The organism is Enterobacter cloacae complex sp. 394I7, from assembly GCF_057320345.1.
In genome coordinates this window covers 1,206,472-1,230,730 of record NZ_JBXWCR010000001.1, presented here as the reverse complement: position 1 = coordinate 1,230,730, position 24,259 = coordinate 1,206,472, and the positions used below count along the sequence as shown (strand labels likewise).

The window sequence follows — 24,259 nt, the reverse complement described above, 5'->3', positions numbered from 1 at the left end:
AATGCCAAAGGATAATACGTTTGAAATTCGGGCCGGTCATGGCCAGCAGCAAGGCGCAAATTATGACGGGAAGGGGGTCAACTTTGCGCTGTTTTCAGCACATGCGGAGCGGGTTGAGCTCTGTCTGTTTGACCCTTCAGGAAAAACCGAAATCGCCCGGCTGGAGCTGCCGGAATATACCCATGAAGTGTGGCACGGCTATGTGCCGGATCTGAAGCCTGGCGCGCTGTACGGCTATCGTGTTTACGGCCCCTATGACCCGGAAAACGGGCATCGCTTCAACCCCAATAAACTGCTTATCGATCCGTATGCCCGTGAACTGGTGGGCGATATCGACTGGAACGACGCCCATTTCGGCTATGAGCTGGGTCATGACGATCTCGACCTCAGTTTTGATACCCGCGACAGCGCGCCGTTCACGCCAAAATGCAAGGTCATCGACCCCAATGCTTTTGACTGGCAGGATGATAACCGGCCAACCATTCCGTGGCCGAATACCGTTGTGTATGAGAGCCACGTGAAGGGCTTTACCCAGCTTAACCCGGCGATCCCGCCTGAACTGCGCGGTACGTTTGAAGGGATGGGACACAAAGCCTCGGTCGATTACATCAAAAGCCTTGGCATCACCTCGGTTGAACTGCTGCCGGTTCACTGGTTCCCGGACGATCAACACCTGCTCGACAGGGGGCTGAAAAACTTCTGGGGCTACAACACGCTCGGCTTCTTTGCACCGGCGTCACGCTATTACGGTCCGGTGGGGATCCAGGGTTTTCGCGATATGGTGCGCGCCTATCATGACGCAGGCATCGAGGTGATCCTTGATGTTGTCTATAACCACACGGCAGAAGGCAATGAGCTCGGCCCAACGCTGTCGTTTAAGGGCATCGATAACTTCAGCTATTACCGCACCTTACCCGATCAACACCGGTATTACATTAACGACACCGGCACGGGGAATACGGTGAATACCTCCCACCCGAGAGTGCTGCAGATGGTGATGGATTCACTGCGCTACTGGGCCGAATCGATGCATATTGACGGTTTCCGTTTCGACCTCGGGACAATTCTGGGCCGCGAGCCCGAAGGCTTTGATCCACGCGGTGGCTTTTTCGATGCCGTCACGCAGGATCCGGTGTTATCCCGTCTGAAGCTGATTGGTGAGCCCTGGGATATCGGCCCCGGCGGTTATCAGGTCGGCGGCTTCCCGCCAGGCTGGGGGGAGTGGAACGACAAATACCGCGATACCGTACGTGAGTACTGGAAGGGCGATAACGTGTCTAACGACTTCGCCGCGCGCCTGCTCGGTTCCGGTGACTTGTACGACCTGCGCGGACGCCGTCCGTGGGCCAGCATCAACTTTATTACCGCCCACGACGGCTTTACGTTGAACGACCTGGTGTCTTACAACGAAAAACATAATGCCGACAATGGTGAAGACAATAACGACGGACATAACGATAACCGGTCGTATAACTACGGAGAGGAAGGGCCGACAGAGAATCCGGATATTATCGCTACCCGGGAGCGGCAGAAGCGTAATTTCCTCACCACGCTGTTGTTCTCTCACGGCACGCCAATGCTGCTGGCCGGGGACGAGTTTGGCCGTACGCAAAAGGGCAACAATAACGGGTATTGCCAGGACAGCGAGATCTCCTGGATCGACTGGAAGGGGTTATCGGAAAACGACACTGCCCTGCGCGACTTTACCCGCCATCTCATTGCCCTTCGCGCGAAACAGCCATTGCTGCGGCGAGAAAGCTGGCGCGACGGGCTTGAGATCCGCTGGTTTAACGCCGGCGGCGGCCCGCAGCAGGATGAGCAGTGGGATGAAGGTTCAACCCTCGGCGTATCCATCAGCAGACCGGACCTCAGACAGGAGCCGGGCCTCTGGCACGATGTGCTGATGCTGTTTAACCCGTTTGAAGGTACCGTGCCGTTCCAGATCCCCCAGTTTGGCGAAGGAGGCTGGGTACTGGAACTCTCCACGGCGGATGACGTTGTCCCCGGGACGGTCATCACCAAAGCCGTGGAATACAATCTGGCCGGACGAAGTATTTCGCTTTTCAGACGCCCTTAACTACAGTGATGCCGCCGCCCGCGCGGCGGTGTCATACAGGGAAGATATGGTCCGGAGCAGCTGCGCGGTGTCACCAATAGACGCTCCGGAAATCCCGCTCTCCGCATGGATATTGATCAGGCACGCTTCCCGCACGTCGCGGTATTTCATGCATAACGCTTTCCCTTCCTCCGTCGTTGAGAAATAGAGCTCTTTTCCGGCTTTTTCACTCGTCACGTAGCCCGCCTTGACCAGCTTCTTCAGTGCATACGTCACCACATGGGTATCTTCCACGTTCAGAACAAAGCAGATGTCGGCCAGCTTTTTCTTGCGATCGCGGTGGTTCACGTGATGCAGAAGCGAGACATCAAAAGCGCCCATATCTGGCTCACCGGCGGCGGTCATGCAGCGCACCATCCATTTGTTAAACGCGTTGCTGGTCATGATCAACGCGTACTCCAGCTCTGATAATTCCGCGCAACGTTCCGATACCAGATGGCGAGAGGACACGATACGGCCATCGGTTATATCGTCGTGATTTGATGATCCAGCACTCTTCTTTGCAGTCATAACGTTCCTTACGGGGGGTGACGTTGGCCCGGAAATGTAAACTCATCGATAAAATAAGAACATTTTATTGATAAATTGTTTACATGTTTTTGTGGTTCAGATATAGCTTTTTAGTGCAGGTTCTGCGGAGCCTGACGCAAAACACAACATCGCGCGCCGCACTGCATCCCGCTTCGCCATGATGCGAAGTATTAAAAAAATAGCCGCCGGCGCGCAACGCTCACTTTGGATAGGGTAAACGTTTATGGACGGTTCGACACTGTTGCCGCTCATCGGTATACCGGTGGTGGTTATTGGTTTTGCTCTGCGTTTCAACCCGCTACTGGTGGTTGTGGTGGCGGGGCTGGCTACCGGACTGCTGGTTGGCATGGATTTTGGGATGTTGCTGGAGACCTTTGGCGAGAAGTTCGTCAACAGTCGTTCCCTGGCAACCTTTATTCTGATCCTGCCGGTTATTGGCCTGCTGGAATATTACGGGTTGAAAGAGCGGGCGCAGGCGTGGGTGGCAAAGATTGCCAGCGCCACCTCGGCACGTATTCTGATGCTCTATTTTGTGGCGCGTGAAGGGACGGCCGCGCTGGGATTGATGTCGCTGGGTGGGCATGCTCAGACCGTTCGTCCGCTGCTGGCACCGATGGCCGAAGGCGCAGCGCTCAATGAGTATGGCGAACTGCCGCAACATATCCGGGACAAGATCAAAGCGCATGCCGCGGCGTGCGACAACATCGCGGTTTTCTTTGGCGAAGATATTTTTATCGCGTTTGGCGCGGTGCTGCTGATCGACGCTTTCCTGAAAGAGAATGGGATACAGGGCATTGAACCGTTGCATATCGGTCTGTGGGCCATTCCGACCGCCATCGCGGCATTGATTATTCATATGACGCGCCTGTTGCGTCTGGATGCCAGCATCCGTCGTGACGTTATGTCCTGGCGCGCTGAGCAGGGTACACAGGAGATCGCGCCATGATGACCCTGATCACCATTAACCGCGTGTATTACCTGATCGGCTTTGTCGTGATGCTGCTGGTCGTGATGACCCTGCGCGATCGCGCGAATCCTAAACGTTTTACTACCGCGCTGTTCTGGTTCCTGTTCGGCGGGATCTTCCTGTTTGGCGACCTGATGGTGCAGGAGCTGGGCAAATCCCTTGCTTATCGAATTATCGGCGGCTGCGTCATTGTGATTGCTCTGCTGGCGGGCTTTGGTCTGGTCGGCAAAGGGCACTATAAAATGGCTACCGATGCCGAGCGCGAAGCCTCGTCAACGCGGCTGAAAAACTGGCTGTTCCTGCCTGCGCTGATGATCCCGGTGGTTACGGTGATCGGGACATTATTCCTGAAAGGGGTGTCGATAGGGGGCGTATTCCTTCTTGACCAGAAACAGCTCACGCTGGCGGCACTGTGCGTCGCCTGTGTGGCGGCGATCCTGACCGGCTGGTGGCTGACAAAAGGCACGCCCTTGCAGGCTATTCGCCAGTCCCGACGCCTGGTCGACACCATTGGCTGGGCGGTGATTTTGCCACAGATGCTGGCCATGCTGGGCGGGGTATTTGTGGTGGCGAACACCGGCGAGTCAGTCCAGAAGGTCGTAAGCCTGTTTGTGAACCCCGATAGCCGGTTCATGCTGGTGGTGATTTACTGCGTGGGCATGGCGCTTTTCACCATGATCATGGGCAACGCCTTCGCGGCATTCCCGGTGCTCAGCGCCGGTATCGCCTTGCCGTTCCTGATTAACGTTCATCATGGTAACCCGGCACCGCTGCTGGCGATTGGCATGTACGCGGGCTACTGCGGCACGTTGATGACGCCGATGGCGGCCAACTTTAATATCGTTCCGGCCGCGCTGCTGGAGCTTAAAGATAAGTACCAGGTGATCAAGATCCAGATCCCAACGGCGTTAACCCTGCTGGTGGTCAACGTGTTCTTAATGTATTTCCTCGTTTTTCGCTAAGCGCGGCAACGATCTAAGGAGCTGATATGGAATTAACGCAACACCAGGCCGACGCGTTTGCCCGCATGCCTTTGACCTATTTACGCCAGGAATATCCGAACCACATTATGCACCTGCTTAATGATGACGGTGATGTCCTGCCACCCCGCAAACTGCACCCCATTTTTTATGGCTGCTTCGACTGGCACTCGGCGGTGCACGGCTACTGGCTGCTGCTGCGCTGCGTGCGGCTTTACCCTGAACTGTCGTGCCGGGATGAAATTGTCGCCCTGTTTGATGAACACATCACGCAGGAGAAGGTGGCGAAAGAGCTGGCCTATTTCAAGGCACCGTTTCGCGCCTCGTTCGAGCGCCCTTATGGCTACGGCTGGCTTCTGGCGCTGACGCAGGAGCTGAAGCAATCCGCGTTACCTCAGGCCGCCAGCTGGTATCAGACACTGCAGCCGTTAACGCAGGACATTCGCGACAGACTGGTGGATTACCTCAGCAAGCTCACCTATCCGGTCCGTGTCGGTACGCATTACAACACCGCTTTTGCCCTGGCGCTGGGGATTGATTACGCCCGTGAAGTGCAGGATAACGCCCTTGAACAGGCTATTCTGACGGCGGCGACGCGCTTTTATCTGGCTGACACGCATTACCCGGCCCACTATGAACCGGGTGGTGATGAGTACATTTCCGGCGCGCTGACGGAAGCGCTGTTGATGAGTAAGGTGGCGGAGCATTTCCCGGCGTGGTTTGACGCCTTTCTTCCTGATGTGGGGTCTGTTTCGGCCCTGATGCACCCGGCAGAAGTGAGCGATCGTACCGACCCGAAAATTGCCCATCTGGATGGGTTAAACCTCAGCCGCGCCTGGTGCATGAAGCATATTGCCCGCGCGCTGCCGGATAACCATCCGGGACAACAGGCGCTGCGCGAGGCAGTCAACCGACATCTGGCGGCAAGCGTCGAGCATGTGGTGGGAAGCCACTACAGCGGTGGACACTGGCTGGCGAGTTTTGCGCTGCTGGCGCTGGAGTAAATCACAGGTGCAGCGCGTAGTGCGCTGCACCGTGTTTATGCCGTAGCCTGACGCGTGGCGCGCAGCCGGCTCACGCTAAACATGACAGAAACCGCCGAAGCAATGACCGCAATCCACAGTGAATAATGAACGGCCCGATCGTCAAAGGCCGGTTGATTCTGCGTTGTGGCCAGCAGAACGCCGACCACGGCAGCCCCCAGGCATTGTCCAAACGTCCGCACGATAGCCAGTACGCCGGATGCGTAGCTGGCATACTCCCGCACCACGTTAGAGAGCATTTCCCGGTTATTGGGACTCTGGAAACAGCCAAAACCGATCCCGCACACCAGGCTTCGCAGGCAGATATTCCATGCGGAAGGGCTGGCGGGCAGTGTCGCGAGCAGGATCAACCCCACCACAAACACGATAAGCCCAAGGGTAGATATCAGCGGGGCTGAAATTGTGTCTGCCCAGCGGCCTGCATGCGGCGCAATCAGTACGATGCCTATCGGCCAGGGCGTGAACAGTAGCGCGGAGACCACCGGACTGTAGCCATATACGCTCTGAAACAGGAACGGCAGGGCGATAAAGGTGATGCCCTGGCTCACAAACGAGGCCAGCGACGTGAGCGCGGCGAGCGTAAAGCGTCCGTTGTGAAAAATAACGGGAGGCAGTATGGGGCTTCGGGCGCGGCGAATATGCCAGACAAAGGTGATGGCGCTAATCGTGGCGAGCAGCGCCCAGCTGATGGCCTCGTGGCTGATGTGGTGCGAAGCATGCTGGAAACTGTTGGCCGTCATGATCATCGCCCCCAACAGGACCGTGGAGAGCAGTGCCCCCGGGGCATCGAACGGAGAGGGATCTGAAGCCGGTTGTCGTGGTAATGCCTTCCAGGCCAACAGCAGGGCAATCGTTCCGGGAACAAGGTTAATGGCGAATAACCACTGCCAGCGCAGTACGTCCAGGATCGTCCCGCCCAGTACGGGTGCAATGGCCGTGCTGGAGGCGATCAGCAGGGCGTGCAGTCCCAGAATGCGGCCAAGCAGTCGACCGGGGAAGACGGCGCGCAGTATCGCTGGGGCAATACTCAGTGTGGCCGCCCCGCCAATCCCCTGCAAAATCCGCATCCCGATCAGCATGTCCGGGGTGCGGGCCAGCGCGCAGCCGAGCGAGGTGAGTGTAAAGACGGCAAGTCCGGTCAGAAACACCGGGCGGTAGCCAACGCGGGCCGCCAGGGCAGCGAAGATGGCCAGAGTCATGGCCGCGGACAACAGATACCCATTGGCGAACCAGACGGCCACATTCGCGGGCACCTGCATCGCGCTGGCCATCGAAGGCAAGGCGATGTTGATCATGGTGCCATCAAAAACGCCCATCAGCGTGGTGGTCATTACCGCGGCCATCACCCGGGCGCGTTCATGGCCGGGCAATCCTTCGTCGCCGGGCTGGTTTGAAAATAGCGTCATCGTCGTAACTCCGGAAAGAATGTTGATGACGAAACTATAATCATGGGATATACAAGGCGGAAGACGCAGCAGTTGCACTGTTCAGTTGCATATAACGCCTTATCTGAGGATGCATCATGTCCGATCCGGATTTTAATTTGCTTGTCGCCCTCGACGTCCTGCTGGCCGAAGCCAGCGTGGCGGGCGCGGCGCGGCGTTTAAACCTGAGTACGTCAGCCATGAGCCGTACCCTGAGCCGGCTGCGAGAGGTGACCGGCGACCCGATCCTGGTGCGGGCAGGGCGTAATATGGTGCTGACGCCCTGGGCCGAGGCCACCCGGGAGCGAGCCCGAGGCGCCGTGTATGAGGCAAGAGCCGTACTGCAGCCCTCCACTGAAACGCTGAAGGTGGAAAACCTCGAGCGGCTGTTTACCATCAGAGCCAATGATGGTTTTGTGGTTGCATTTGGCCCATTGCTGATTGCCGCCGTGGCCGAAGCTGCGCCCGATGTGTGTATTCGGTTCTCGCCGAAGCCTGAGAAAACGTCACACTATCTGCGGGAAGGGCTGGTTGACCTGGAAATTGGCGTGCAGAGCAACATGGGACCTGAAATACGCCTGCAGCGATTATTTCAGGATCGGTTCATTGCCGCGGTGCGTAAGGGACATCCGCTGGCGGCACAACCCACGGTCAGCCTTCACGATTATGTTTCCTGGGGCCACGTGGTTGCCGCGCCCGACGGGTCGCTACACGGCTTTGTCGACGATGCACTGGCAGAAGTGGGGATGAAGCGCAAAATTGCCAGCGTCGTGCCCGGTTTCCCGACGGCGTTATCCGTGGCGCTGGCGTCCGATCTGATCGCCATGGTTCCGGCATTGTATCTGCTGAACCAGCCGATGGCGCAGAGTGTGCATGTCTTTGAACTGCCGTTTAAAACCCGAACCATAACGGTTTCGCAGATGTGGCACCCGCGAATGGAAAGGGATCCGGGGCACCGCTGGCTGAGAGAGAAAGTGCTGGACGTGTGTCGGGCTGTGCAGCAACCACTCAGTGCTGAGTAACCCGCTTAGGCACGGACAAGATAAAGCGCGTCGACTGAGCATCCGATTCGACGCGGACTTTGCCATGATGCGCGGTGACAATTGACTTCACAATGGCAAGACCAATCCCGCTGCCTTCGCCTTTTCGCTGCCTTGAAGGATCCACCCGGTAAAAACGGTCAAACAGCCTGGGTAGATGTTCTTGCGGGACAGGTTTCCCGGGGTTGGCAATCATCAGCTCAAAATCGTTTTCCCGTTCGTCGATTGAGACGGTCACCGTCTTGCCTTCCGGCGTATAGCGCAGGGCATTGGATAACAGGTTGTTGATTGCGCGTCTGAACATCTGCGGATCGCCTTCGATCAGGCAGGGCATCCCGTGAAACGTCAGCGTGATATGACGTTCTTCCGCCCAGGCCTCGAAGAAATCAAAGACTTTAACGACCTCCGTGCTTAAATCAAACATCACCCTGTCCGGGATCAGCTGATTATTATCCGCCTGCGCCAGGAACAGCATATCGCTGACCATCCGGGTCATCCGGTTATACTCTTCAAGGCTGGAGTAGAGGATATCTTCCAGCTCTTTCGGCGTCCGGTTCTGGCTGAGTGCGATTTCAGTCTGGGTCACCAGATTGGTGATGGGGGTTCTGATTTCGTGGGCGATATCGGCAGAAAAATTCGCCTGGCGGGTGAACACATCTTCAATCTTTTCAATCATATGGTTGAACGAAATCACCAGTTGCTCCAGTTCAACCGGAACGCGTGACGGTTCCAGCCTCGCATCGAGATTTTCAGAGGTGATATTTTTAATGGCATTGCTGACGTTACGCAGCGGCAGGTGTCCCTGACGGACCGCGATTCGAATGATAAGAATAATCAGCAGGCTGATCACCACGGCAATCGCAATCAGGTTCTTTTTCAGCGCATCGAGGTAATGGAGGTGGAAATTAATTGAAAGCCCGATCAGCATAACGTAATTCTGCGCTTTTCCCTGCAGCGTTGCCGTGCCTGACGAGGCGATAATCCGGTACGTGTCACTTTTCATCTCAGCGCCGGAATGACTCTGCAGGGTGGGGGCATCTACCGTCCAGAGAAACACATCCCGTGCCCGGCTGTGCGTGCTGAACGCCGCCGTGTTCACGGCAGGGCGTAACGCTGCCCCCTGCGCCGTACTGAACAACACCTCTCCACGCGCGTCGAGAAGCAGAACCGCAACGTTGCGATAGCTGGCAATTGACTCTTTGATTTTACTGATTTTCTTCTCGTCCGGATCTGCCGGGGACTGCAGGATACGGTGCATCGCGGTACTGATTTGCTGCAGATCGTTGATATCCTGCTCGGCAAAATGCTTTTCAACGGAGTGCAGCATAAACCAGGTGAAGGCGAAAAATGCCAGTATCGTGGAGAGGCTGATAAAAAACGTCAGCCTCAGGGCTAATGAAAAAGGGCGTCTGGGTAATTTAACGCGCATCCGGTGCCTCCAGCATGTACCCCACGCCGCGGACCGTCTGGATCAACTTCGGCTCATAATCATTGTCTATTTTCGCGCGAAGCCGTTTGACGGCGACATCAATCGCGTTGGTGTCGCTGTCAAAATTCATGTCCCAGACCTGGGATGCAATCAGGGAGCGGGGCAGCACTTCCCCCTGGTGTCGCATAAAAAACTCCAGCAGGCTGAACTCTTTACTGGTCAGCAGGATGCGGTTTCCCGCGCGGCTCACCTTTCTGGACACGAGATCAATCATCAGATCAGCCACCTGAAACTGGCTTTCCGTGATCACCGTATTGCCCCGTCGCAGAAGCGTCCTGACGCGGGCGAGAAGCTCCGCAAAGGCAAAGGGTTTGATCAGGTAATCATCCGCGCCCAGTTCAAGACCCTTCACCCGGTGTTCAATAGTGCCAAGGGCTGAGAGTAACAGAACCGGCATTCCCTTACCGGCAGAACGTAGCATGCGGATGATATCCCAGCCGTTCACGTCGGGAAGCATGATATCCAGAATCAGGAGGTCATACTCGGCGGTCATGGCGAGATGATATCCGGTCAGGCCATTGTCAGCGTGGTCCACCACAAACCCCGCCTCAGTCAGCCCCTTGCTGAGGTACTCCCCGGTTTTTATCTCGTCTTCAACGATCAGTATTTTCATCTTGCTCCCCTGACTGGCTGCTCTGGACATTCTAGAGAGCCTCAAACCGTTATCAATGACTTACGTTAAGAATGACAACATTGTCATTATCCTGTCACCAGGCAAACAGGAAGCACGCTGTAGAGTAACCCTGGTAATACTCTGGACTTCATTTGAAACATTTACCAGGCCTGACTGGACGAGAAGCGTGATGTGCACATTAAAACGACTTAGCATTAGCACAATATTTTTCCTGGCAGGCTGCGTCTCGCTGGCACCAGAATATGCGCGTCCGCCAGCACCGGTTCCGCAGCAGTTCTCGTTATCCCGAAATAGCCTCACACCGGTGGTGGCGGGGTATCACGACAGCGGATGGCGTAGCTTTTTTACCGATCCTCAGGTCGCAGCACTGATCGCCGAAGCCCTGAATAATAACCGTGATTTAAAAATGGCCGCCCTTAAGGTTGAAGAGGCGCGCGCGCAGTTCAACGTGACGGATGCCGACCGGTATCCGCAGGTGAATGCCTCGTCAGGTGTGACCTACAGCGGTGGGCTGAAAACGGACAAGCCGACCACACAGCAGTACGACGCAGGGTTGAACCTCAGTTACGAACTCGATTTCTTCGGCAAACTCAGGAATATGAGTGATGCTGACAGACAGAACTATTTTGCCAGCGAGGAGGCTCGCCGTGCCGTGCATATCCTGCTTGTCTCCAGCGTGTCGCAGAGCTATTTCAGCCAGCAGCTGGCCTACAAACAACGTCGTATTGCCCGCGATACGCTAAAAAACTATCAACAATCCTGGGCTTTTGTTGAACAACAGCTGGTAACGGGCAGCACCAACGTTCTGGCACTTGAACAGGCCCGGGGGCAGATTGAAAGTACCCGTGCAGAAATAGCGAAAAGAGAAGGCGAGCTGGCTCAGGCCAATAATGCCCTGCAGCAGGTTCTGGGAACCTATCGCGCGCTGCCGGCAGAGAAAGGAGGCGGCGTCGATGAGATTACACCCGTCAAACTGCCGCCTCGTCTGCCGTCAGAAATATTGCTTCAGCGCCCGGACATTATGGAAGCGGAGTATCAACTGAAAGCGGCTGATGCCAATATTGGCGCGGCGCGTGCCGCTTTTTTCCCGTCTATTACGCTAACCAGCGGGCTTTCAGCAAGCAGTACGGAATTATCCAGCCTCTTCACCGCAGGAAGCGGGATGTGGAATTTTATTCCGAAAATTGACATTCCTGTTTTTAATGCTGGAAGGAATAAAGCCAATCTCAAACTGGCTGAAATTCGCCAGCAGCAGTCAATCGTCAATTACGAACAAAAAATTCAGGCGGCTTTTAAACAGGTCGCCGACGCGCTCGCATTGCGGGACAGCATCAGTCAGCAACTCGACGCCCAGCAACGTTATCTTGATTCGCTACACATCACCCTGCAGCGAGCCAGAGGTTTATATTCCAGTGGCGCGGTCAGTTACATTGAAGTGCTTGATGCCGAACGTTCTCTTTTTGCAACACAACAAACCATTCTCGACCTTATCTATTCCCGACAGGTGAATGAAATTAACTTATTCACCGCGCTGGGCGGTGGTTGGGTTGAGTAATTTCTTTTAATTACTCCATCAGGAAATCAAAAAATGAACAGTTTATTTAACGCGGTCGTACTGGGCGCACTCTCCGTTATATTTTCTGCAGGCCTGCATGCTGAAACACATCAGCACGGGGAGATGAGCACAGCAGCACAAGCCACGCCAGAGCAGGTTATCGCGGGAACCGGCGTGGTGAAAGCGGTTGATCTGAGCACTAAAAAAATCACTATCGCGCACGATGCTATTCCAGCGATTGGCTGGCCCGCCATGACCATGCGTTTCACCTTTGTCCAGGCAGACGAAACTATTCTCGCCTTAAAAGCCGGCAGCCACGTTAATTTTACGTTTGTTCAGCAGGGCAATATCTCTTTACTCAAGAGCATTAAATAGCGAGAAAAAGCATGGCCTCTTTAAGAATAAAATTTGCTGCCGTCACCCTCGGCAGCCTTATTGCAGGAGGGCTGATTTCAGTTATCGCCTGGCAGTCTGTGCATTCCGCAGAAAAAACAGAACAGACCCCGACGGAGAGAAAGGTACTTTTCTGGTATGACCCGATGAAGCCGGATACCCGGTTTGATAAACCCGGCAAGTCTCCGTTTATGGATATGGATCTGGTGCCGAAATATGCCGATGAAAATGACGAAAAAAGCAGTGAGGGTATTCGTATTGACCCGACGCAGGTTCAGAACCTGGGACTCAAAACGCAGAAAGTGACGCGGGGATCGCTGAATTACGCCCAGACCATACCGGCCAACGTCAGTTATAACGAATATCAGTTTGTCATTGTGCAGGCGCGTTCTGAGGGTTTCGTCGAGAAAGTATACCCACTGACCGTGGGCGATCATGTCAAAAAAGGGACGCCGCTTATCGATATCACCATTCCGGAATGGGTGGAAGCGCAAAGCGAGTTCCTGTTGTTATCGGGTACAGGCGGAACCCCTACCCAGATAAAAGGTGTTCTGGAGCGACTACATCTTGCCGGCATGCCGGAAGAGGATGTTCAACGACTGCGTGCGACCCGGAGTATCCAGACCCGTTTTACTATCAAGGCTCCCATAGATGGCGTGATTACGGCGTTTAACCTGCGCACGGGCATGAACATTACCAAAGATAACGTGGTGGCACAGATACAGGGGATGGATCCGGTCTGGATCAGTGCGGCCGTGCCGGAATCCATTGCGTATCTTCTCAAAGACAGCTCGCAGTTTGAAATTTCAGTGCCCGCGTATCCGGATAAATCGTTTGCCGTTGAAAAATGGAACATTCTCCCCAGCGTGGATCAAACTACCCGCACGCTGCAGGTCCGTTTGCAGGTCTCCAACCAAGACGAAAGCCTGAAACCCGGCATGAACGCCTACCTGAAATTGAACGCCATGAGCCAGGAGATGCTGCTGATCCCATCCCAGGCCGTGATTGATACGGGCAAAGAACAGCGGGTGATTGTGGTCGATGCGGAAGGGCGTTTTGTGCCGAAAAGCATTCATGTTCTGCATGAATCTCAGCAGCAGTCCGCGATTGGCAGCGGACTGAGCGAAGGCGATGCTGTCGTGGTCAGCGGTCTGTTCCTGATTGACTCCGAAGCCAATATTAGCGGTGCATTAGAGCGCATGCGTCATCCTGAAAAAACTGACGACGCGCATTCGGGCCATTAAGGAGACGATGATGATTGAATGGATTATCCGGCGCTCCGTCGCCAACCGTTTCCTGGTGATGATGGGCGCTTTGTTTCTCAGCGTCTGGGGAACATGGACTATCATCAATACCCCTGTGGATGCATTGCCCGATCTGTCTGATGTGCAGGTGATCATAAAAACCAGCTATCCCGGTCAGGCCCCGCAGATTGTTGAAAATCAGGTCACGTATCCGCTCACGACAACCATGCTGTCGGTACCCGGCGCAAAGACCGTGCGTGGTTTTTCCCAGTTTGGCGACTCCTATGTGTACGTCATTTTTGAAGACGGTACCGACCTGTACTGGGCCCGCTCGCGCGTTCTGGAATACCTGAACCAGGTTCAGGGCAAATTGCCTGCCGGTGTAAGCTCAGAAATAGGACCAGATGCCACCGGTGTCGGCTGGATATTTGAATATGCCCTGGTGGATCACAGCGGAAAACACGATCTTGCAGAACTGCGTTCCCTTCAGGACTGGTTCCTGAAATTCGAGCTGAAAACCATCCCTAACGTCGCGGAGGTTGCGTCAGTAGGCGGCGTGGTTAAGCAGTATCAGATTCAGGTTAACCCGTTGAAGCTGGCTCAGTACGGTGTCACGCTGCCCGACGTTAAACAGGCTCTCGAATCATCTAACCAGGAAGCAGGGGGATCATCCATTGAAATGGCGGAAGCGGAGTACATGGTCCGCGCCAGCGGTTACCTTCAGTCCATTGATGATTTCAATAATATCGTCCTGAAAACTGGCGAGAACGGCGTGCCGGTTTATCTGCGCGATGTGGCACGCGTGCAAACGGGCCCGGAAATGCGGCGCGGCATTGCAGAGCTTAACGGCCAGGGCGAAGTTGCTGGTGGCGTCGTGATCCTGCGCTCGGGGAAAAACGCACGTGAAGTCATTACCGCAGTGAAAGACAAACTGGAGACGCTGAAAGCCAGCCTGCCAGAAGGTGTCGAGGTGGTGACCACCTACGATCGCAGCCAGTTAATTGACCGCGCCATTGATAACCTGAGTAATAAACTCCTTGAAGAGTTTATCGTGGTAGCCATCGTCTGTGCGCTGTTCCTCTGGCATATCCGCTCTGCGCTGGTGGCGATCGTTTCTCTGCCGCTTGGCCTGTGCATTGCCTTTATCGTCATGCATTTCCAGGGGCTAAACGCCAATATTATGTCTCTGGGCGGGATTGCCATTGCCGTGGGGGCGATGGTGGATGCCGCCATTGTGATGATTGAAAATGCGCATAAACGGCTGGAAGAGTGGGGTCATCAACACCCAGGGGAGCAGATAGACAACGCAACCCGCTGGAAGGTCATTACCGATGCGTCCGTTGAAGTGGGCCCGGCGCTGTTTATCAGCCTGCTGATCATCACCTTGTCGTTCATCCCCATTTTCACGCTTGAGGGACAGGAAGGGCGCCTGTTTGGGCCGCTGGCCTTCACGAAGACGTATGCCATGGCGGGCGCGGCCGCGCTGGCAATCATCGTCATTCCTATACTGATGGGGTTCTGGATCAGAGGGAAAATCCCCGCGGAGACCAGCAACCCGCTGAACCGACTGCTGATTAATGCCTATCACCCGTTACTGCTTCGCGTGCTCCACTGGCCGAAAACGACCTTGCTGGTTGCGGCGTTAACTATTTTTACGGTCATATGGCCGCTGAGTCAGGTCGGGGGGGAATTTCTGCCAAAGATCAATGAGGGCGATCTGCTGTACATGCCTTCAACGTTACCTGGCGTATCGCCGGCAGAGGCTGCCGCGCTCTTGCAGACGACAGACAAATTAATCAAAACCGTCCCTGAAGTGGCCTCCGTATTTGGTAAGACCGGTAAGGCCGAAACGGCGACCGACTCCGCGCCACTGGAAATGGTCGAAACCACCCTTCAGCTCAAACCTGAAGATCAGTGGCGACCAGGAATGACGATTGACAAGATCGTTGATGAACTGGATAAGACCGTGCGTTTGCCCGGCCTGGCTAACCTCTGGGTACCGCCGATCCGTAACCGTATAGATATGCTCTCCACCGGCATTAAAAGCCCAATCGGTATCAAGGTGTCTGGCACCGTTTTGTCTGATATTGATGTCACGGCACAACGTATCGAAGCGGTGGCCAAAACCGTGCCGGGCGTGGTTTCAGCACTGGCAGAACGTCTGGAAGGCGGACGCTACATCGACGTGGATATCAACCGGGAGAAAGCATCCCGATACGGAATGACGGTGGGTGATGTGCAGCTGTTTGTCTCATCAGCCATCGGTGGCGCAACAACCGGCGAGACGGTTGAGGGCGTAGCCCGTTACCCGATCAATATCCGCTACCCTCAGGATTACCGAAACAGCCCACAGGCACTGAAACAGATGCCCATTCTGACGCCTATGAAACAGCAAATTACCCTGGGCGATGTCGCTGATATTCGTGTCGTTTCCGGACCTACCATGCTGAAAACGGAAAATGCCCGTCCTGCCAGCTGGATTTATATTGATGCCCGTGGCAGGGATATGGTATCGGTTGTAAACGACATTAAAACCGCTATCAGCCAGCACGTAAAATTAAGACCGGGCACCAGTGTCTCTTTCTCCGGACAGTTTGAATTGCTGGAGCACGCCAATAAAAAACTGAAACTGATGGTGCCAATGACGGTAATGATCATATTCATTTTGTTATATCTGGCATTCCGTCGTGTTGATGAGGCACTGCTTATTCTGATGAGTCTGCCATTCGCCCTGGTCGGCGGAATTTGGTTCCTGTACTGGCAGGGCTTCCATATGTCCGTGGCGACCGGAACCGGCTTTATTGCCCTGGCCGGGGTGGCAGCAGAGTTTGGCGTGGTGATGCTGATGTATTTGCGTCATGCCATTGAAGCCCATCCGGCGCTAGCCCAGCGGGAAACCTTTACCGCGGAAGGTCTCGATGAAGCCCTTTATCAGGGGGCGGTACTCCGCGTGAGACCGAAAGCAATGACCGTAGCGGTTATCATTGCAGGTCTGTTGCCCATCCTCTGGGGAACCGGTGCGGGCTCAGAAGTCATGAGCCGGATAGCCGCGCCGATGATTGGAGGAATGATTACGGCTCCGCTGTTATCCCTGTTCATTATTCCGGCCGCCTACAAATTAATCTGGCTGCGAAGACATAAATAAACGCGCGACGATATTAAAAGGACACGCTGGAGTGTCCTTTTTTATGCGTATGGGGCAGGGGGTTATTCCCCGTATGGCCCAGTGACAGAAATGTCATCAGCCCGTCACGGGATAAACAGAGGTCGGTTTTTATAATCAATGATAATTCAGACGCCGATGCATTTATCTCTGACTTTTCATTCAGCGATATTGCAGAGCATGTAAACTTAGGAGATTCGACCATGAAAAAGATCCTGTTATCCATTGTCACCATTATGGCTGTCACATCATCTGGCTGGGCAGCAGAAACGATCAACATGCACGACCAGGTTAATAACGCTCAGGCAACTGCGCATCAAACCATGGCTGAGATGCACAAGAAAATGCTCAAAGCTGGCCCCTGTAATACTACTCCCGAATCGGCAAAGTCTTTCTCTGCGATGAATGAGCATGAGAAGGCCGCCGTTGTGCATGAAACGGCGAACAATGGGCAGTCTTCTGTTATTCACCAGCAACAGGCAGAGAAACATCGCCGTATGAATCAGGCGAATTAACTGGCGCGTGGTGGATGTCACGGGTATACGCTCCTCGAGTGAGGGGCGTTTTCAGCATCTTTTAGAAGGTCGCAGTAAGAATGCAGCCACCGCTGAGCAGTATCATGCCGATACGGAGAAGCGCTGCAGTTGGTTTGCAGACATGACCTGCCGAGGTTACAGCGCGCGAGAATGTTCTTCTCTCTGGCTATCGTTTTTCGCCATATCCATTAATAGCGCGATACCAATATAGTTACTCCAGTTAAACGCATTTTGAAGCACGACTACCGCATTGCCTTTTTGTTTATCGAAACCGATAAAGCTTGAGTAGCCGCCAATATAGCCGACCTGATAAGTAATTTTTTCCAGACCGATAAAGTCGGTGGTCCAGGCAATGCCCTGTACACCGTCGGGGCGTTGAATATCGGTATTACTGACTTCAGCAAAGACGCTATCCAATAAGCGATTGTCGGTTGTCGCCACGTGATAGCGAGCATACGCGGCCAGATCTTCGGCGTTACTGTATAAACTCGCTGCCGCTACCATGTTGTTGGAAAAATGCCAGTCGGGCGTCAGCTGACCGCGCGGGATGAATTTGGGCTGATCGCCAGCGTGGCCAAGCGCACGCTGCGGGTATCCCTTTAACGTCTGGGGAGTAAAACTACTGTTAGCCATTTGCAGCGGTTGAAAAATATAGCGCGAGGCTAAACTCTGAATATCTTCGCCGGTTTTGTGTTTCAGGATATAGCCAATCAGGGCATAGCCGGTATTAGAGTATTGCGGCATTTTATGCTGCGGTGCATGCCAGTTGGCTAAATAGCGCAATACGTTATCGCTATCCAGTTCGCCATAAAAGTTATCACCACTGCTTAAATAGCTGATGAATTTTCCCAGCATCGGAACATCCATATTCTGACGGGGCAGGCCAGAGGTGTGGGTCACCAGTTCCAGTAGAGTAATTTTTTGTGCATCTGCGCTTAAGGGCGTACCCGGTGGCAGCAATGTCGACAGGTTATCGTCCCAACTCAGCCTTCCTTCGTTCACCAGACAAGCCACCACTTCCGCCGTAATCCCTTTGCTGAGCGAACCGAGGGCAAACAAGGTATTGGACCCGATCGGGTAGCGATTGGCCGCATCAGTTACGCCCCAACTGTAAAACTGCGGAGAACCGTAATTATGGATCACCGCAACCGTCATCCCGGGAACGGATTTTTGCGCCATATAGTGACGGACCACGCTATCAACGTCGCCGTCCAGCGATTTATGGGTGAGGAGTTCCTGTGTTCCTGCCGGGGAGGACATTTGCGAGAGGGTGCCACAACCGCTCAGTGACGGGATAACAAGCAGAAGCCAGCGAAAATGTTGAGTTATGTTCTGCATACCTGTCATGTGTGGTGGTCATTAGAGCGCCCGGAATGTATCACACCTGGCCTGCGTAAACGCCATTTTTCTACGCTTTAGCCGCCAGGGGCGATTTCTGCGGTTATCCCGCCTTTATTACGCAGAAATAGTGGTTTGACAGGAATAGACGTTTTACGGGTACTCATGTGCGCCGTTTGCTTTAGATAATCCCTAAAGTGCGGCGTCTGTCTGTGGAGTTGATAATCTTCCTCACTGGCGTAAATCTCATAGAAATACCAGCGGTGGGGATCATCTACGTCTGTCGCGGCATACATGGCAAGCACGCCTTTTTCTATGTTGAGCGACTGAGCCATTTCAGGAAGGACAATGTTTTTGAATTCAGTCTGATATTCCGACTTCACCTCAACTACCACCAGATTATTGATGGTCCGCTCATCGGGTATGATGTGTTTGTCCCCTGTAAATTGCGGCACGAGTGTGATTTTCAGCTTCCGATCAATCATATCAGGTGCTTGAGTAACAAACGCTTTGTATGGAGAGGCATCCAGATGTTTGCGGTAGGCCAACTCGCTTGCATAAAGCTCAACCATATATGCCTGACGCGCATTGTCACTGCGTTTCAGCGCGTACATCGCCAGCGTGCCCACTTCATGATCAACCGAAGCGGTGATTGTTTGCCTGGCAACCTCATCAAAATGCCTGTCCCGATCGGGTGTGATGCTTATCTCAACGATATTCATCACAGGCGTATCCTGTATGCCCTGACTTTTTGCAAAGGCAGGGCTGCTTATTAGCAGGTAAGCTAAAAACATGAGACTCTTTTTCATGATGATCCTTTTTCTAAACCAGAAACAGGCTACCGCGTCCAGACCTGCTTAACGTCTTTGGTATGCGGCGTATTTTGCGCCATAACCCCCGTCAGAAAGTGGGGCTGATAGCATTCTTCCAGATAGCGGATCGCCTCCGGGCTCAGCTGCAGACTCACGGCATTTACCGCACCTTCGACATGACGTTTTTGCGTGGCACCAACAATGGGTGAGGTGACCCTGGTCAGTAGCCAGGCGAGTGATATTTCCGTCATGGATACCTGATACTGTTCGGCAAGCTCGGCAATGCGCTCGATAATGATCCGATCTTGTTCTGCCGTACGGTCATACTTCCCGCGGGCGTAGTCATCCTCGACGGCTCGCCGCGTGTGGCCTTCTTTACGGGAGAGGCGGCCGCTTGCCAGCGCGCTATAAAGCGTCAACGCAATCCCATCCTCAGCGCATAAACCGAAGAGCTCACGTTCATCTTCACGCATAATCAGGTTGTAGTGACTCTGCATGGAAACAAAGGGCGTCAGCCCTTCGCGTTCTGCAAGCGCGTTCATCTCGGCAGCCGCGAGGAAGCTTGAAATTACGCCGCCATCCGTCAGCAATGCGCTTAAGTTGCTGGAAGAGCATATTGGTCATCCGCTTTTTGTGCGCACGACCCGGCGTATTGAGCTGACCGAAACCGGGCAACAGTTGCTGGAACAAACGGCCGCCGCGGTGGATTCGCTGGAAAAATCGCTGGAAAGCATTCGCGATCGGAATCATGAACCCTCTGGTGTGGTAAGAATTACGCTCTCGCGTTTTGCCTATCTGTTAATTCTCAAGCCTGCAATGGCTGCGTTCTGTCAGCAATACCCAAGGATCCAACTGGAAATTTCGGTCTTCGACGGTACCGTGAATATTATCGAGGAGCGTTTTGACCTGGGGATTCGTTTTGGCGATATTCTGGAGGGTGGGGTGGTAGCACGGCCATTAATGAAACCGTTTCGTGAAGGGTTTTACGCATCCTCTGCCTATCTCGCTGAACAGGGTATGCCTGAGGTGCCGGCAGATCTCAGTCATCACCGATTGATTGGTTACCGTTTTATCACTAACAACCGCATCCTTCCGTTGATCCTGAACGATCGCGGAGAACAGTTAACCGTTGAGATGCCCGGACAGTTAATCAGCAACGATATTGACGTTATGGCAGACGGAATTCGTAACGGACTGGGAATTGGGCGCTTGTTCGAACCCATCTGGCGGTTACAGCCAGATCGGGAACAATTTGTACCTGTGATGGAGAGATTCTGGAAAACCTATCCGCCAGTGTATCTCTATTACCCGAAAAACGCGGGGAAAACGAAAAGGGTGAAAGCCCTGATTGATTTTCTGATCTCCGCGACCGAGCGATAAGGTTGCGCAGGCACAGGGCGAAGTCCCGCCAGTAGTGGCGGGAATGTGTTTAACGCTGCATGTTATTGCGTGTCTGGCGAATTTGCTGGCGCCATGCGCGATTATGAAGGGTAAATAGCAGCATCTTATAGAAGGAAGGAGATCGTATACAGAAACCGCTGAGCAGCAACATGACAACACTCACCAGTGCGGCTGTTAAATTGACGCCTGGCCAGATGGTGCCGCTCAGAGCCGCAAGCAGATAAATGACCGTCAGCAGAAGGCTTATGAATGCCAGAGAAAGATGTACCCGCACGGCGCGAATGCTGCCTTTACCCATCATAAACATCGTCAGACCGTTGATGCCGGCGAACAGAAGGGCAATCAGCACTACCCACACAAATACCTTTTCTGCCGGCTGATTGAGTGCGGCGAGTACGCCGTAGCCCAACCATAGCTGCGGAATAGCAAAACTGACAATCACCCCGAGGGTGCTGATTACCGCAGGGATGCCCATAGTATGTAGTCCCACGGGCTTACCCATCTGCTGGGCCAACTGCGTTTTCAGTTCTTGCAACTGTGAAGCGTTGGCATTATTTATACGTACCGCTATGTCATTACAGTGTTGTAGACGACGGGATAGCTCTTTAAGCATTTGAATACTCTACGCTTAATTTGGGGAAAATGACTGTAATAGTCCTACCACATAGCGCCCAGACTTGACTGTGTTCTGTGGATTTCGAATGGTGCCCGTAAGTGAACTACCAACAAATGCCGAGGCATTGGTTACCGCATTAACCAACTCACGCTGCAGTGATTTTTGCAATGATTCGCTGGGGAATCGTTTCGGATAAACACCTGCACGAATTGCAGCCTTAACTCCGGAACTGGAGATGCCAGGATTCTGAGCTTTGATGATTTCTTCTGTAATTCGTTTTCTCTCAGCACGACTAAGGCTCTGGAACCAAGTTATAACTTTACTTGAGGAAGCCGCTTTCATCAGCTTGTAAGTTTCTAATGTACCTTTCAGTGCCGTTCCAGCAGCAGCCAGCGAAATAACATCCAAGACTGTAGAAGTGGCAATATACCAGTCCTGGCTGTCCAGCCAGGCAACATCGGATCCGTGATCGTTATTAATAGCCAGCAGTCTGCCAGCTCCAATCATGCACTGCGCACCGGTCGCGAGTGCACCTGATAGACTAATTGCAGCTATTACCCCGGATCCTCCCGCAGTCATTGGTACTGCCGCACCGGCACCAAACGCCATGACCAACGTTACGATCATCGCACCACAGGCAAAACCAGTTGAGGTAATTTCAGTGGCCAGTGACGGCGCTGTGAGAGCAGCAACAACGGCTTTTTCTGCACTGTGTTGCTTGATATCCGGCACTTTACTTATCACCACATGGCTCACGGTGCTCTGATTAGCATCCGCGATACGGCGGGAAGGGCGTACAAGCCAGCGTTGTCTACCATCGTCAAAAATAATACCGACGTTGTAAAAATTTCGCATGCAGTCCAGCTGTTCAGCCAGTTTTTTAAAATCGATATCTGCACCTGTCTGATTACCGAGACTGCGAGAAAGGTCGTAACCAGGTAAAGTGTTGTCAGGTGAAGGTTGACCAGGGAGGTTCATCAGAGAACTCCTTCGTTCCATGAGGGCAAATGACGCTTTTGTGGACTGCCTGAATATTCAAACGGCAAGCAGAGTAATTTTATGATTTCGATGATAGCAGTGTTAAAACTTTGATCCAATATCTTGGGGCCAGCCAGAATAGGTAGGAATTAGAAAAGGGTAGGATTGCGTAATTAGCATTGCTCAGGAATGGATCATAATAATCAATTTAACATAATATACATTATGCGCACTTACATAGATTAAGGCAGAATCTGGCTTTTTATGGTCATCCTTGTTCTGGTGTTTGACAGCCTCTAATGCACCTTATCTGCTCCGAATCCTCTAAATTGCTGTGCAGTTCATTGCGGGCCTCCGCCAGTGACTGCCCGGCACGCAGCTTCACCTGAAGTTCATAAGCAATATACCAGTCCATCAAACTCAATTGTCTTACCAGCGGCTGTTGTGACTGATCGATACATTTCGCCCGTCTGGCGGCAATCTCCAGCATGGCATGAACTTGCCGCCATGGCGTGTCGTATCCGATAGTGACACCTGTCGTCAGGTTCACGCCACCATCTGGATTTTGCGCGCTGAGATTAGTGATTTTGCCGCTAACTACGACAGCATTCGGTACGGTTACAACGTAATTCTCCCGCGTAATGATTTTCGTCGCGAGCATACCTATCTCGGTGACCAACCCTTCGTTATCCGCGACCCGAATGATGTCGCCTTTTCTCAATGCTCGCGAGTAAATCAGTACCAGGCCACTCATGGCATGGTTCATCACCCCGGCAGATCCCAGGGTCAACATCAGCCCAAAGAATACACTGATACCTTTAAAGGCCAGTGAATTGGCCCCGGGTAAAAACGGGTATGCTGCAGACAGAGCAAATAACCACACCACCACAGAAATTAACTTCCGCGTCGCGCCGACGGTTTCAGGATGGATCCCGGGAAGGTGTAAACGCCCTGCTTCTACCTGATTTAACAAGACTTTAAGGAGTTTTAGAATGAAGGCTGTGATAAGAAAAATAATCAGGACGATTAAAATGCCCGGCATAGCCGAGACAATGGACAGTGCGATATCCCGCAGAACACGCATGGTCCAGTCACCCAGCGATGCCCCCCAAACGCGCGTCCAGGGAAACAGACTGAATGCCCAACTTAGCCAGATATAAAGCCCGAGAATACCCAGAATAATCATCAGCAAAGCATACAAACGAGTCTCAATCGCGCCGACAAACCTGCGCCAGCTTTGTGGAATGATACTGCGGTTCTCAAGAATGCGGCCTCGATAAAAACGCCTTACTCCACGCCATGACCGCCAGGCACCGTACCAGAAAACAAACAGTGCCAGCAGCCCTGCGGCCGTTTTGCCTGCCGATAATGCCAACCACCCGGCGTCATATTGATCGCGAAGCGCCGTACGTTGTGCCTCCATTCGAGTCAGCACACGTTGAGCAGCTTCATCAAGCGTCAGGTCGTCACCCTCATCGAGATCGGCTTGTGCCAGTAACATCACCGGCTTGCCGTTCATCACAATCAGTCTTCCCGGTTGGTTGTAACGGGTAACCGGAATCATTTTCAGGGGCTCCCGAACATCCTGTTGAGAGAAATTGCGCAGCGTATTACGAATGCGCAAAACTCGCTCTTCAGGCGTGGTCAGACCGAATTTTGCCTGCAGCATAACAATCGGCTGATGGAAAATATAAACCGTTCTGGCGCGCTCCCGATCTGTCGGCTCCTGGCGCGGCTCTGCGGCTACGCTGAGAAAGGAGATTACCGAGAGCAAGCATGACAATGTAACGAGCAGGATCCTCTTCATTCCCCCCCCTGAAACGCAAGATTATTGTTATTTTTCAATACGCCCAGAGAATGACTGATCTCTGCTTTTTTGAGCATAGACCAGCTCTACTCTTCTGCAACTGTCTTAAAAAAACCATAATGCACAATATTGCTTGAAATTGCACGAAACTGGCGATTAATATGAATCCAGAAACAAAAAATGCATAAACGT

General features: G+C 53.4%; 20 protein-coding genes and 1 pseudogene. 11 read left to right on the top strand and 10 right to left on the bottom strand.

Annotation, left to right across the window (positions count from 1 at the left end; all coding sequences use genetic code 11):
* The first annotated feature begins 1 nt into the window (after window position 1).
* The gene (glgX, locus tag AC2FAP_RS05930; RefSeq protein WP_485452853.1) at window positions 2-2,077 is read left to right on the top strand and encodes a glycogen debranching protein GlgX; all 2,076 of its coding nucleotides are present in this window, start codon (window positions 2-4) and stop codon (window positions 2,075-2,077) included.
* Here glgX and AC2FAP_RS05925 read toward each other — a convergent pair whose 3' ends face one another.
* The gene (locus AC2FAP_RS05925) at window positions 2,078-2,626 is read right to left on the bottom strand and encodes a winged helix DNA-binding protein (RefSeq protein ID WP_014170092.1); all 549 of its coding nucleotides are present in this window, start codon (window positions 2,624-2,626) and stop codon (window positions 2,078-2,080) included.
* 244 nt (window positions 2,627-2,870) lie between these two features.
* On the opposite strand from AC2FAP_RS05925, the gene AC2FAP_RS05920 reads away from it, so the two are divergent.
* Genes AC2FAP_RS05920 through AC2FAP_RS05910 form a run of 3 tightly spaced genes read left to right on the top strand, consistent with a single transcriptional unit; the run spans window position 2,871 to window position 5,598 of the window.
* On the top strand, window positions 2,871-3,593 hold the full coding sequence (locus AC2FAP_RS05920; protein ID WP_014170091.1) for a DUF969 domain-containing protein: 723 nt from the start codon (window positions 2,871-2,873) through the stop codon (window positions 3,591-3,593).
* Window positions 3,590-4,576 carry a DUF979 domain-containing protein gene (locus AC2FAP_RS05915; protein WP_014170090.1) on the top strand — a complete coding sequence of 329 codons (987 nt, stop codon included), beginning with the start codon at window positions 3,590-3,592 and terminating at the stop codon, window positions 4,574-4,576. Before AC2FAP_RS05920 ends, AC2FAP_RS05915 begins: the two co-directional genes overlap by 4 nt.
* A gap of 26 nt (window positions 4,577-4,602) precedes the next feature.
* Entirely contained in the window at window positions 4,603-5,598 is a 996-nt protein-coding gene (locus AC2FAP_RS05910; protein WP_410389494.1) for a DUF2891 domain-containing protein, read from the top strand.
* Between the two features lie 35 nt (window positions 5,599-5,633).
* Here AC2FAP_RS05910 and AC2FAP_RS05905 read toward each other — a convergent pair whose 3' ends face one another.
* The gene (locus AC2FAP_RS05905) at window positions 5,634-7,043 is read right to left on the bottom strand and encodes an MFS transporter (protein WP_410389496.1); all 1,410 of its coding nucleotides are present in this window, start codon (window positions 7,041-7,043) and stop codon (window positions 5,634-5,636) included.
* A gap of 116 nt (window positions 7,044-7,159) precedes the next feature.
* On the opposite strand from AC2FAP_RS05905, the gene AC2FAP_RS05900 reads away from it, so the two are divergent.
* The gene (locus AC2FAP_RS05900; protein ID WP_449541652.1) at window positions 7,160-8,083 is read left to right on the top strand and encodes a LysR family transcriptional regulator; all 924 of its coding nucleotides are present in this window, start codon (window positions 7,160-7,162) and stop codon (window positions 8,081-8,083) included.
* Here the strand turns inward: AC2FAP_RS05900 and AC2FAP_RS05895 are convergent.
* A complete protein-coding gene (locus AC2FAP_RS05895; RefSeq protein WP_449541651.1) occupies window positions 8,070-9,530 on the bottom strand; it encodes a Cu(+)/Ag(+) sensor histidine kinase in 1,461 nt (486 codons plus the stop codon). The two genes, AC2FAP_RS05900 and AC2FAP_RS05895, sit on opposite strands and share 14 nt — an antisense overlap.
* The gene (gene silR, locus AC2FAP_RS05890) at window positions 9,520-10,203 is read right to left on the bottom strand and encodes a copper/silver response regulator transcription factor SilR (RefSeq protein WP_032670366.1); all 684 of its coding nucleotides are present in this window, start codon (window positions 10,201-10,203) and stop codon (window positions 9,520-9,522) included. The genes AC2FAP_RS05895 and silR overlap by 11 nt, the downstream gene beginning before the upstream one ends.
* Window positions 10,204-10,393: 190 nt before the next feature.
* Between silR and AC2FAP_RS05885 the strand changes: the two genes are divergently transcribed.
* The 5 genes from AC2FAP_RS05885 to AC2FAP_RS05865 all read left to right on the top strand — a co-directional run bounded on the left by AC2FAP_RS05885 (window position 10,394) and on the right by AC2FAP_RS05865 (window position 17,094).
* Window positions 10,394-11,779: an efflux transporter outer membrane subunit gene (locus tag AC2FAP_RS05885; protein WP_049022558.1), complete on the top strand. Its 1,386-nt coding sequence runs from the start codon at window positions 10,394-10,396 to the stop codon at window positions 11,777-11,779.
* 33 nt (window positions 11,780-11,812) lie between these two features.
* On the top strand, window positions 11,813-12,154 hold the full coding sequence (gene cusF / locus AC2FAP_RS05880; protein ID WP_014170083.1) for a cation efflux system protein CusF: 342 nt from the start codon (window positions 11,813-11,815) through the stop codon (window positions 12,152-12,154).
* 11 nt (window positions 12,155-12,165) lie between these two features.
* The gene (locus AC2FAP_RS05875; protein ID WP_449541650.1) at window positions 12,166-13,416 is read left to right on the top strand and encodes an efflux RND transporter periplasmic adaptor subunit; all 1,251 of its coding nucleotides are present in this window, start codon (window positions 12,166-12,168) and stop codon (window positions 13,414-13,416) included.
* Between the two features lie 10 nt (window positions 13,417-13,426).
* Window positions 13,427-16,561 (top strand): Cu(+)/Ag(+) efflux RND transporter permease subunit SilA, encoded by a 3,135-nt coding sequence (gene silA / locus AC2FAP_RS05870; RefSeq protein ID WP_346589283.1) that lies wholly within the window; start codon window positions 13,427-13,429, stop codon window positions 16,559-16,561.
* A 221-nt stretch (window positions 16,562-16,782) separates the two neighbouring features.
* Entirely contained in the window at window positions 16,783-17,094 is a 312-nt protein-coding gene (locus AC2FAP_RS05865) for a hypothetical protein (protein WP_049022559.1), read from the top strand.
* 156 nt (window positions 17,095-17,250) lie between these two features.
* On the opposite strand, the gene AC2FAP_RS05860 is transcribed toward AC2FAP_RS05865, so the two are convergent.
* The 3 genes and pseudogenes from AC2FAP_RS05860 to AC2FAP_RS05850 form a co-directional block, all read right to left on the bottom strand.
* Entirely contained in the window at window positions 17,251-18,453 is a 1,203-nt protein-coding gene (locus AC2FAP_RS05860; protein ID WP_333061924.1) for a serine hydrolase domain-containing protein, read from the bottom strand.
* A gap of 77 nt (window positions 18,454-18,530) precedes the next feature.
* Entirely contained in the window at window positions 18,531-19,262 is a 732-nt protein-coding gene (locus tag AC2FAP_RS05855; protein WP_449541649.1) for a putative quinol monooxygenase, read from the bottom strand.
* A 29-nt stretch (window positions 19,263-19,291) separates the two neighbouring features.
* Window positions 19,292-19,813 (bottom strand): annotated as a pseudogene (locus AC2FAP_RS05850) (aldo/keto reductase); the annotation flags it as partial.
* Here AC2FAP_RS05850 and AC2FAP_RS05845 point away from each other — a divergent pair.
* Window positions 19,761-20,645, top strand: a complete 885-nt coding sequence (locus AC2FAP_RS05845; RefSeq protein WP_449541648.1) for a LysR family transcriptional regulator — start codon at window positions 19,761-19,763, stop codon at window positions 20,643-20,645. The pseudogene AC2FAP_RS05850 and the gene AC2FAP_RS05845 sit on opposite strands and share 53 nt — an antisense overlap.
* A 49-nt stretch (window positions 20,646-20,694) precedes the next feature.
* Here AC2FAP_RS05845 and AC2FAP_RS05840 read toward each other — a convergent pair whose 3' ends face one another.
* The 3 genes from AC2FAP_RS05840 to AC2FAP_RS05830 all read right to left on the bottom strand — a co-directional run bounded on the left by AC2FAP_RS05840 (window position 20,695) and on the right by AC2FAP_RS05830 (window position 24,067).
* Complete coding sequence (locus AC2FAP_RS05840; RefSeq protein WP_230074987.1) at window positions 20,695-21,156, bottom strand: hypothetical protein; 462 nt, start codon at window positions 21,154-21,156, stop codon at window positions 20,695-20,697.
* Between the two features lie 138 nt (window positions 21,157-21,294).
* Window positions 21,295-22,260, bottom strand: a complete 966-nt coding sequence (gene ssp4, locus AC2FAP_RS05835) for an Ssp4 family T6SS effector (protein WP_063924941.1) — start codon at window positions 22,258-22,260, stop codon at window positions 21,295-21,297.
* A gap of 268 nt (window positions 22,261-22,528) precedes the next feature.
* Entirely contained in the window at window positions 22,529-24,067 is a 1,539-nt protein-coding gene (locus AC2FAP_RS05830; RefSeq protein WP_449541647.1) for a mechanosensitive ion channel family protein, read from the bottom strand.
* Window positions 24,068-24,259: the final 192 nt, after the last annotated feature.

What these genes read in the sequence shown, in the direction of transcription:
- glgX (WP_485452853.1), top strand. Translation starts at nt 2, where the DNA reads ATGCCAAAGGATAATACGTTTGAAATTCGGGCCGGTCATGGCCAGCAG.
- AC2FAP_RS05925 (WP_014170092.1), bottom strand. Translation starts at nt 2,626, where the DNA reads ATGACTGCAAAGAAGAGTGCTGGATCATCAAATCACGACGATATAACC.
- AC2FAP_RS05920 (WP_014170091.1), top strand. Translation starts at nt 2,871, where the DNA reads ATGGACGGTTCGACACTGTTGCCGCTCATCGGTATACCGGTGGTGGTT.
- AC2FAP_RS05915 (WP_014170090.1), top strand. Translation starts at nt 3,590, where the DNA reads ATGATGACCCTGATCACCATTAACCGCGTGTATTACCTGATCGGCTTT.
- AC2FAP_RS05910 (WP_410389494.1), top strand. Translation starts at nt 4,603, where the DNA reads ATGGAATTAACGCAACACCAGGCCGACGCGTTTGCCCGCATGCCTTTG.
- AC2FAP_RS05905 (WP_410389496.1), bottom strand. Translation starts at nt 7,043, where the DNA reads ATGACGCTATTTTCAAACCAGCCCGGCGACGAAGGATTGCCCGGCCAT.
- AC2FAP_RS05900 (WP_449541652.1), top strand. Translation starts at nt 7,160, where the DNA reads ATGTCCGATCCGGATTTTAATTTGCTTGTCGCCCTCGACGTCCTGCTG.
- AC2FAP_RS05895 (WP_449541651.1), bottom strand. Translation starts at nt 9,530, where the DNA reads ATGCGCGTTAAATTACCCAGACGCCCTTTTTCATTAGCCCTGAGGCTG.
- silR (WP_032670366.1), bottom strand. Translation starts at nt 10,203, where the DNA reads ATGAAAATACTGATCGTTGAAGACGAGATAAAAACCGGGGAGTACCTC.
- AC2FAP_RS05885 (WP_049022558.1), top strand. Translation starts at nt 10,394, where the DNA reads ATGTGCACATTAAAACGACTTAGCATTAGCACAATATTTTTCCTGGCA.
- cusF (WP_014170083.1), top strand. Translation starts at nt 11,813, where the DNA reads ATGAACAGTTTATTTAACGCGGTCGTACTGGGCGCACTCTCCGTTATA.
- AC2FAP_RS05875 (WP_449541650.1), top strand. Translation starts at nt 12,166, where the DNA reads ATGGCCTCTTTAAGAATAAAATTTGCTGCCGTCACCCTCGGCAGCCTT.
- silA (WP_346589283.1), top strand. Translation starts at nt 13,427, where the DNA reads ATGATTGAATGGATTATCCGGCGCTCCGTCGCCAACCGTTTCCTGGTG.
- AC2FAP_RS05865 (WP_049022559.1), top strand. Translation starts at nt 16,783, where the DNA reads ATGAAAAAGATCCTGTTATCCATTGTCACCATTATGGCTGTCACATCA.
- AC2FAP_RS05860 (WP_333061924.1), bottom strand. Translation starts at nt 18,453, where the DNA reads ATGCAGAACATAACTCAACATTTTCGCTGGCTTCTGCTTGTTATCCCG.
- AC2FAP_RS05855 (WP_449541649.1), bottom strand. Translation starts at nt 19,262, where the DNA reads ATGAAAAAGAGTCTCATGTTTTTAGCTTACCTGCTAATAAGCAGCCCT.
- AC2FAP_RS05845 (WP_449541648.1), top strand. Translation starts at nt 19,761, where the DNA reads ATGGAAACAAAGGGCGTCAGCCCTTCGCGTTCTGCAAGCGCGTTCATC.
- ssp4 (WP_063924941.1), bottom strand. Translation starts at nt 22,260, where the DNA reads ATGAACCTCCCTGGTCAACCTTCACCTGACAACACTTTACCTGGTTAC.
- AC2FAP_RS05830 (WP_449541647.1), bottom strand. Translation starts at nt 24,067, where the DNA reads ATGAAGAGGATCCTGCTCGTTACATTGTCATGCTTGCTCTCGGTAATC.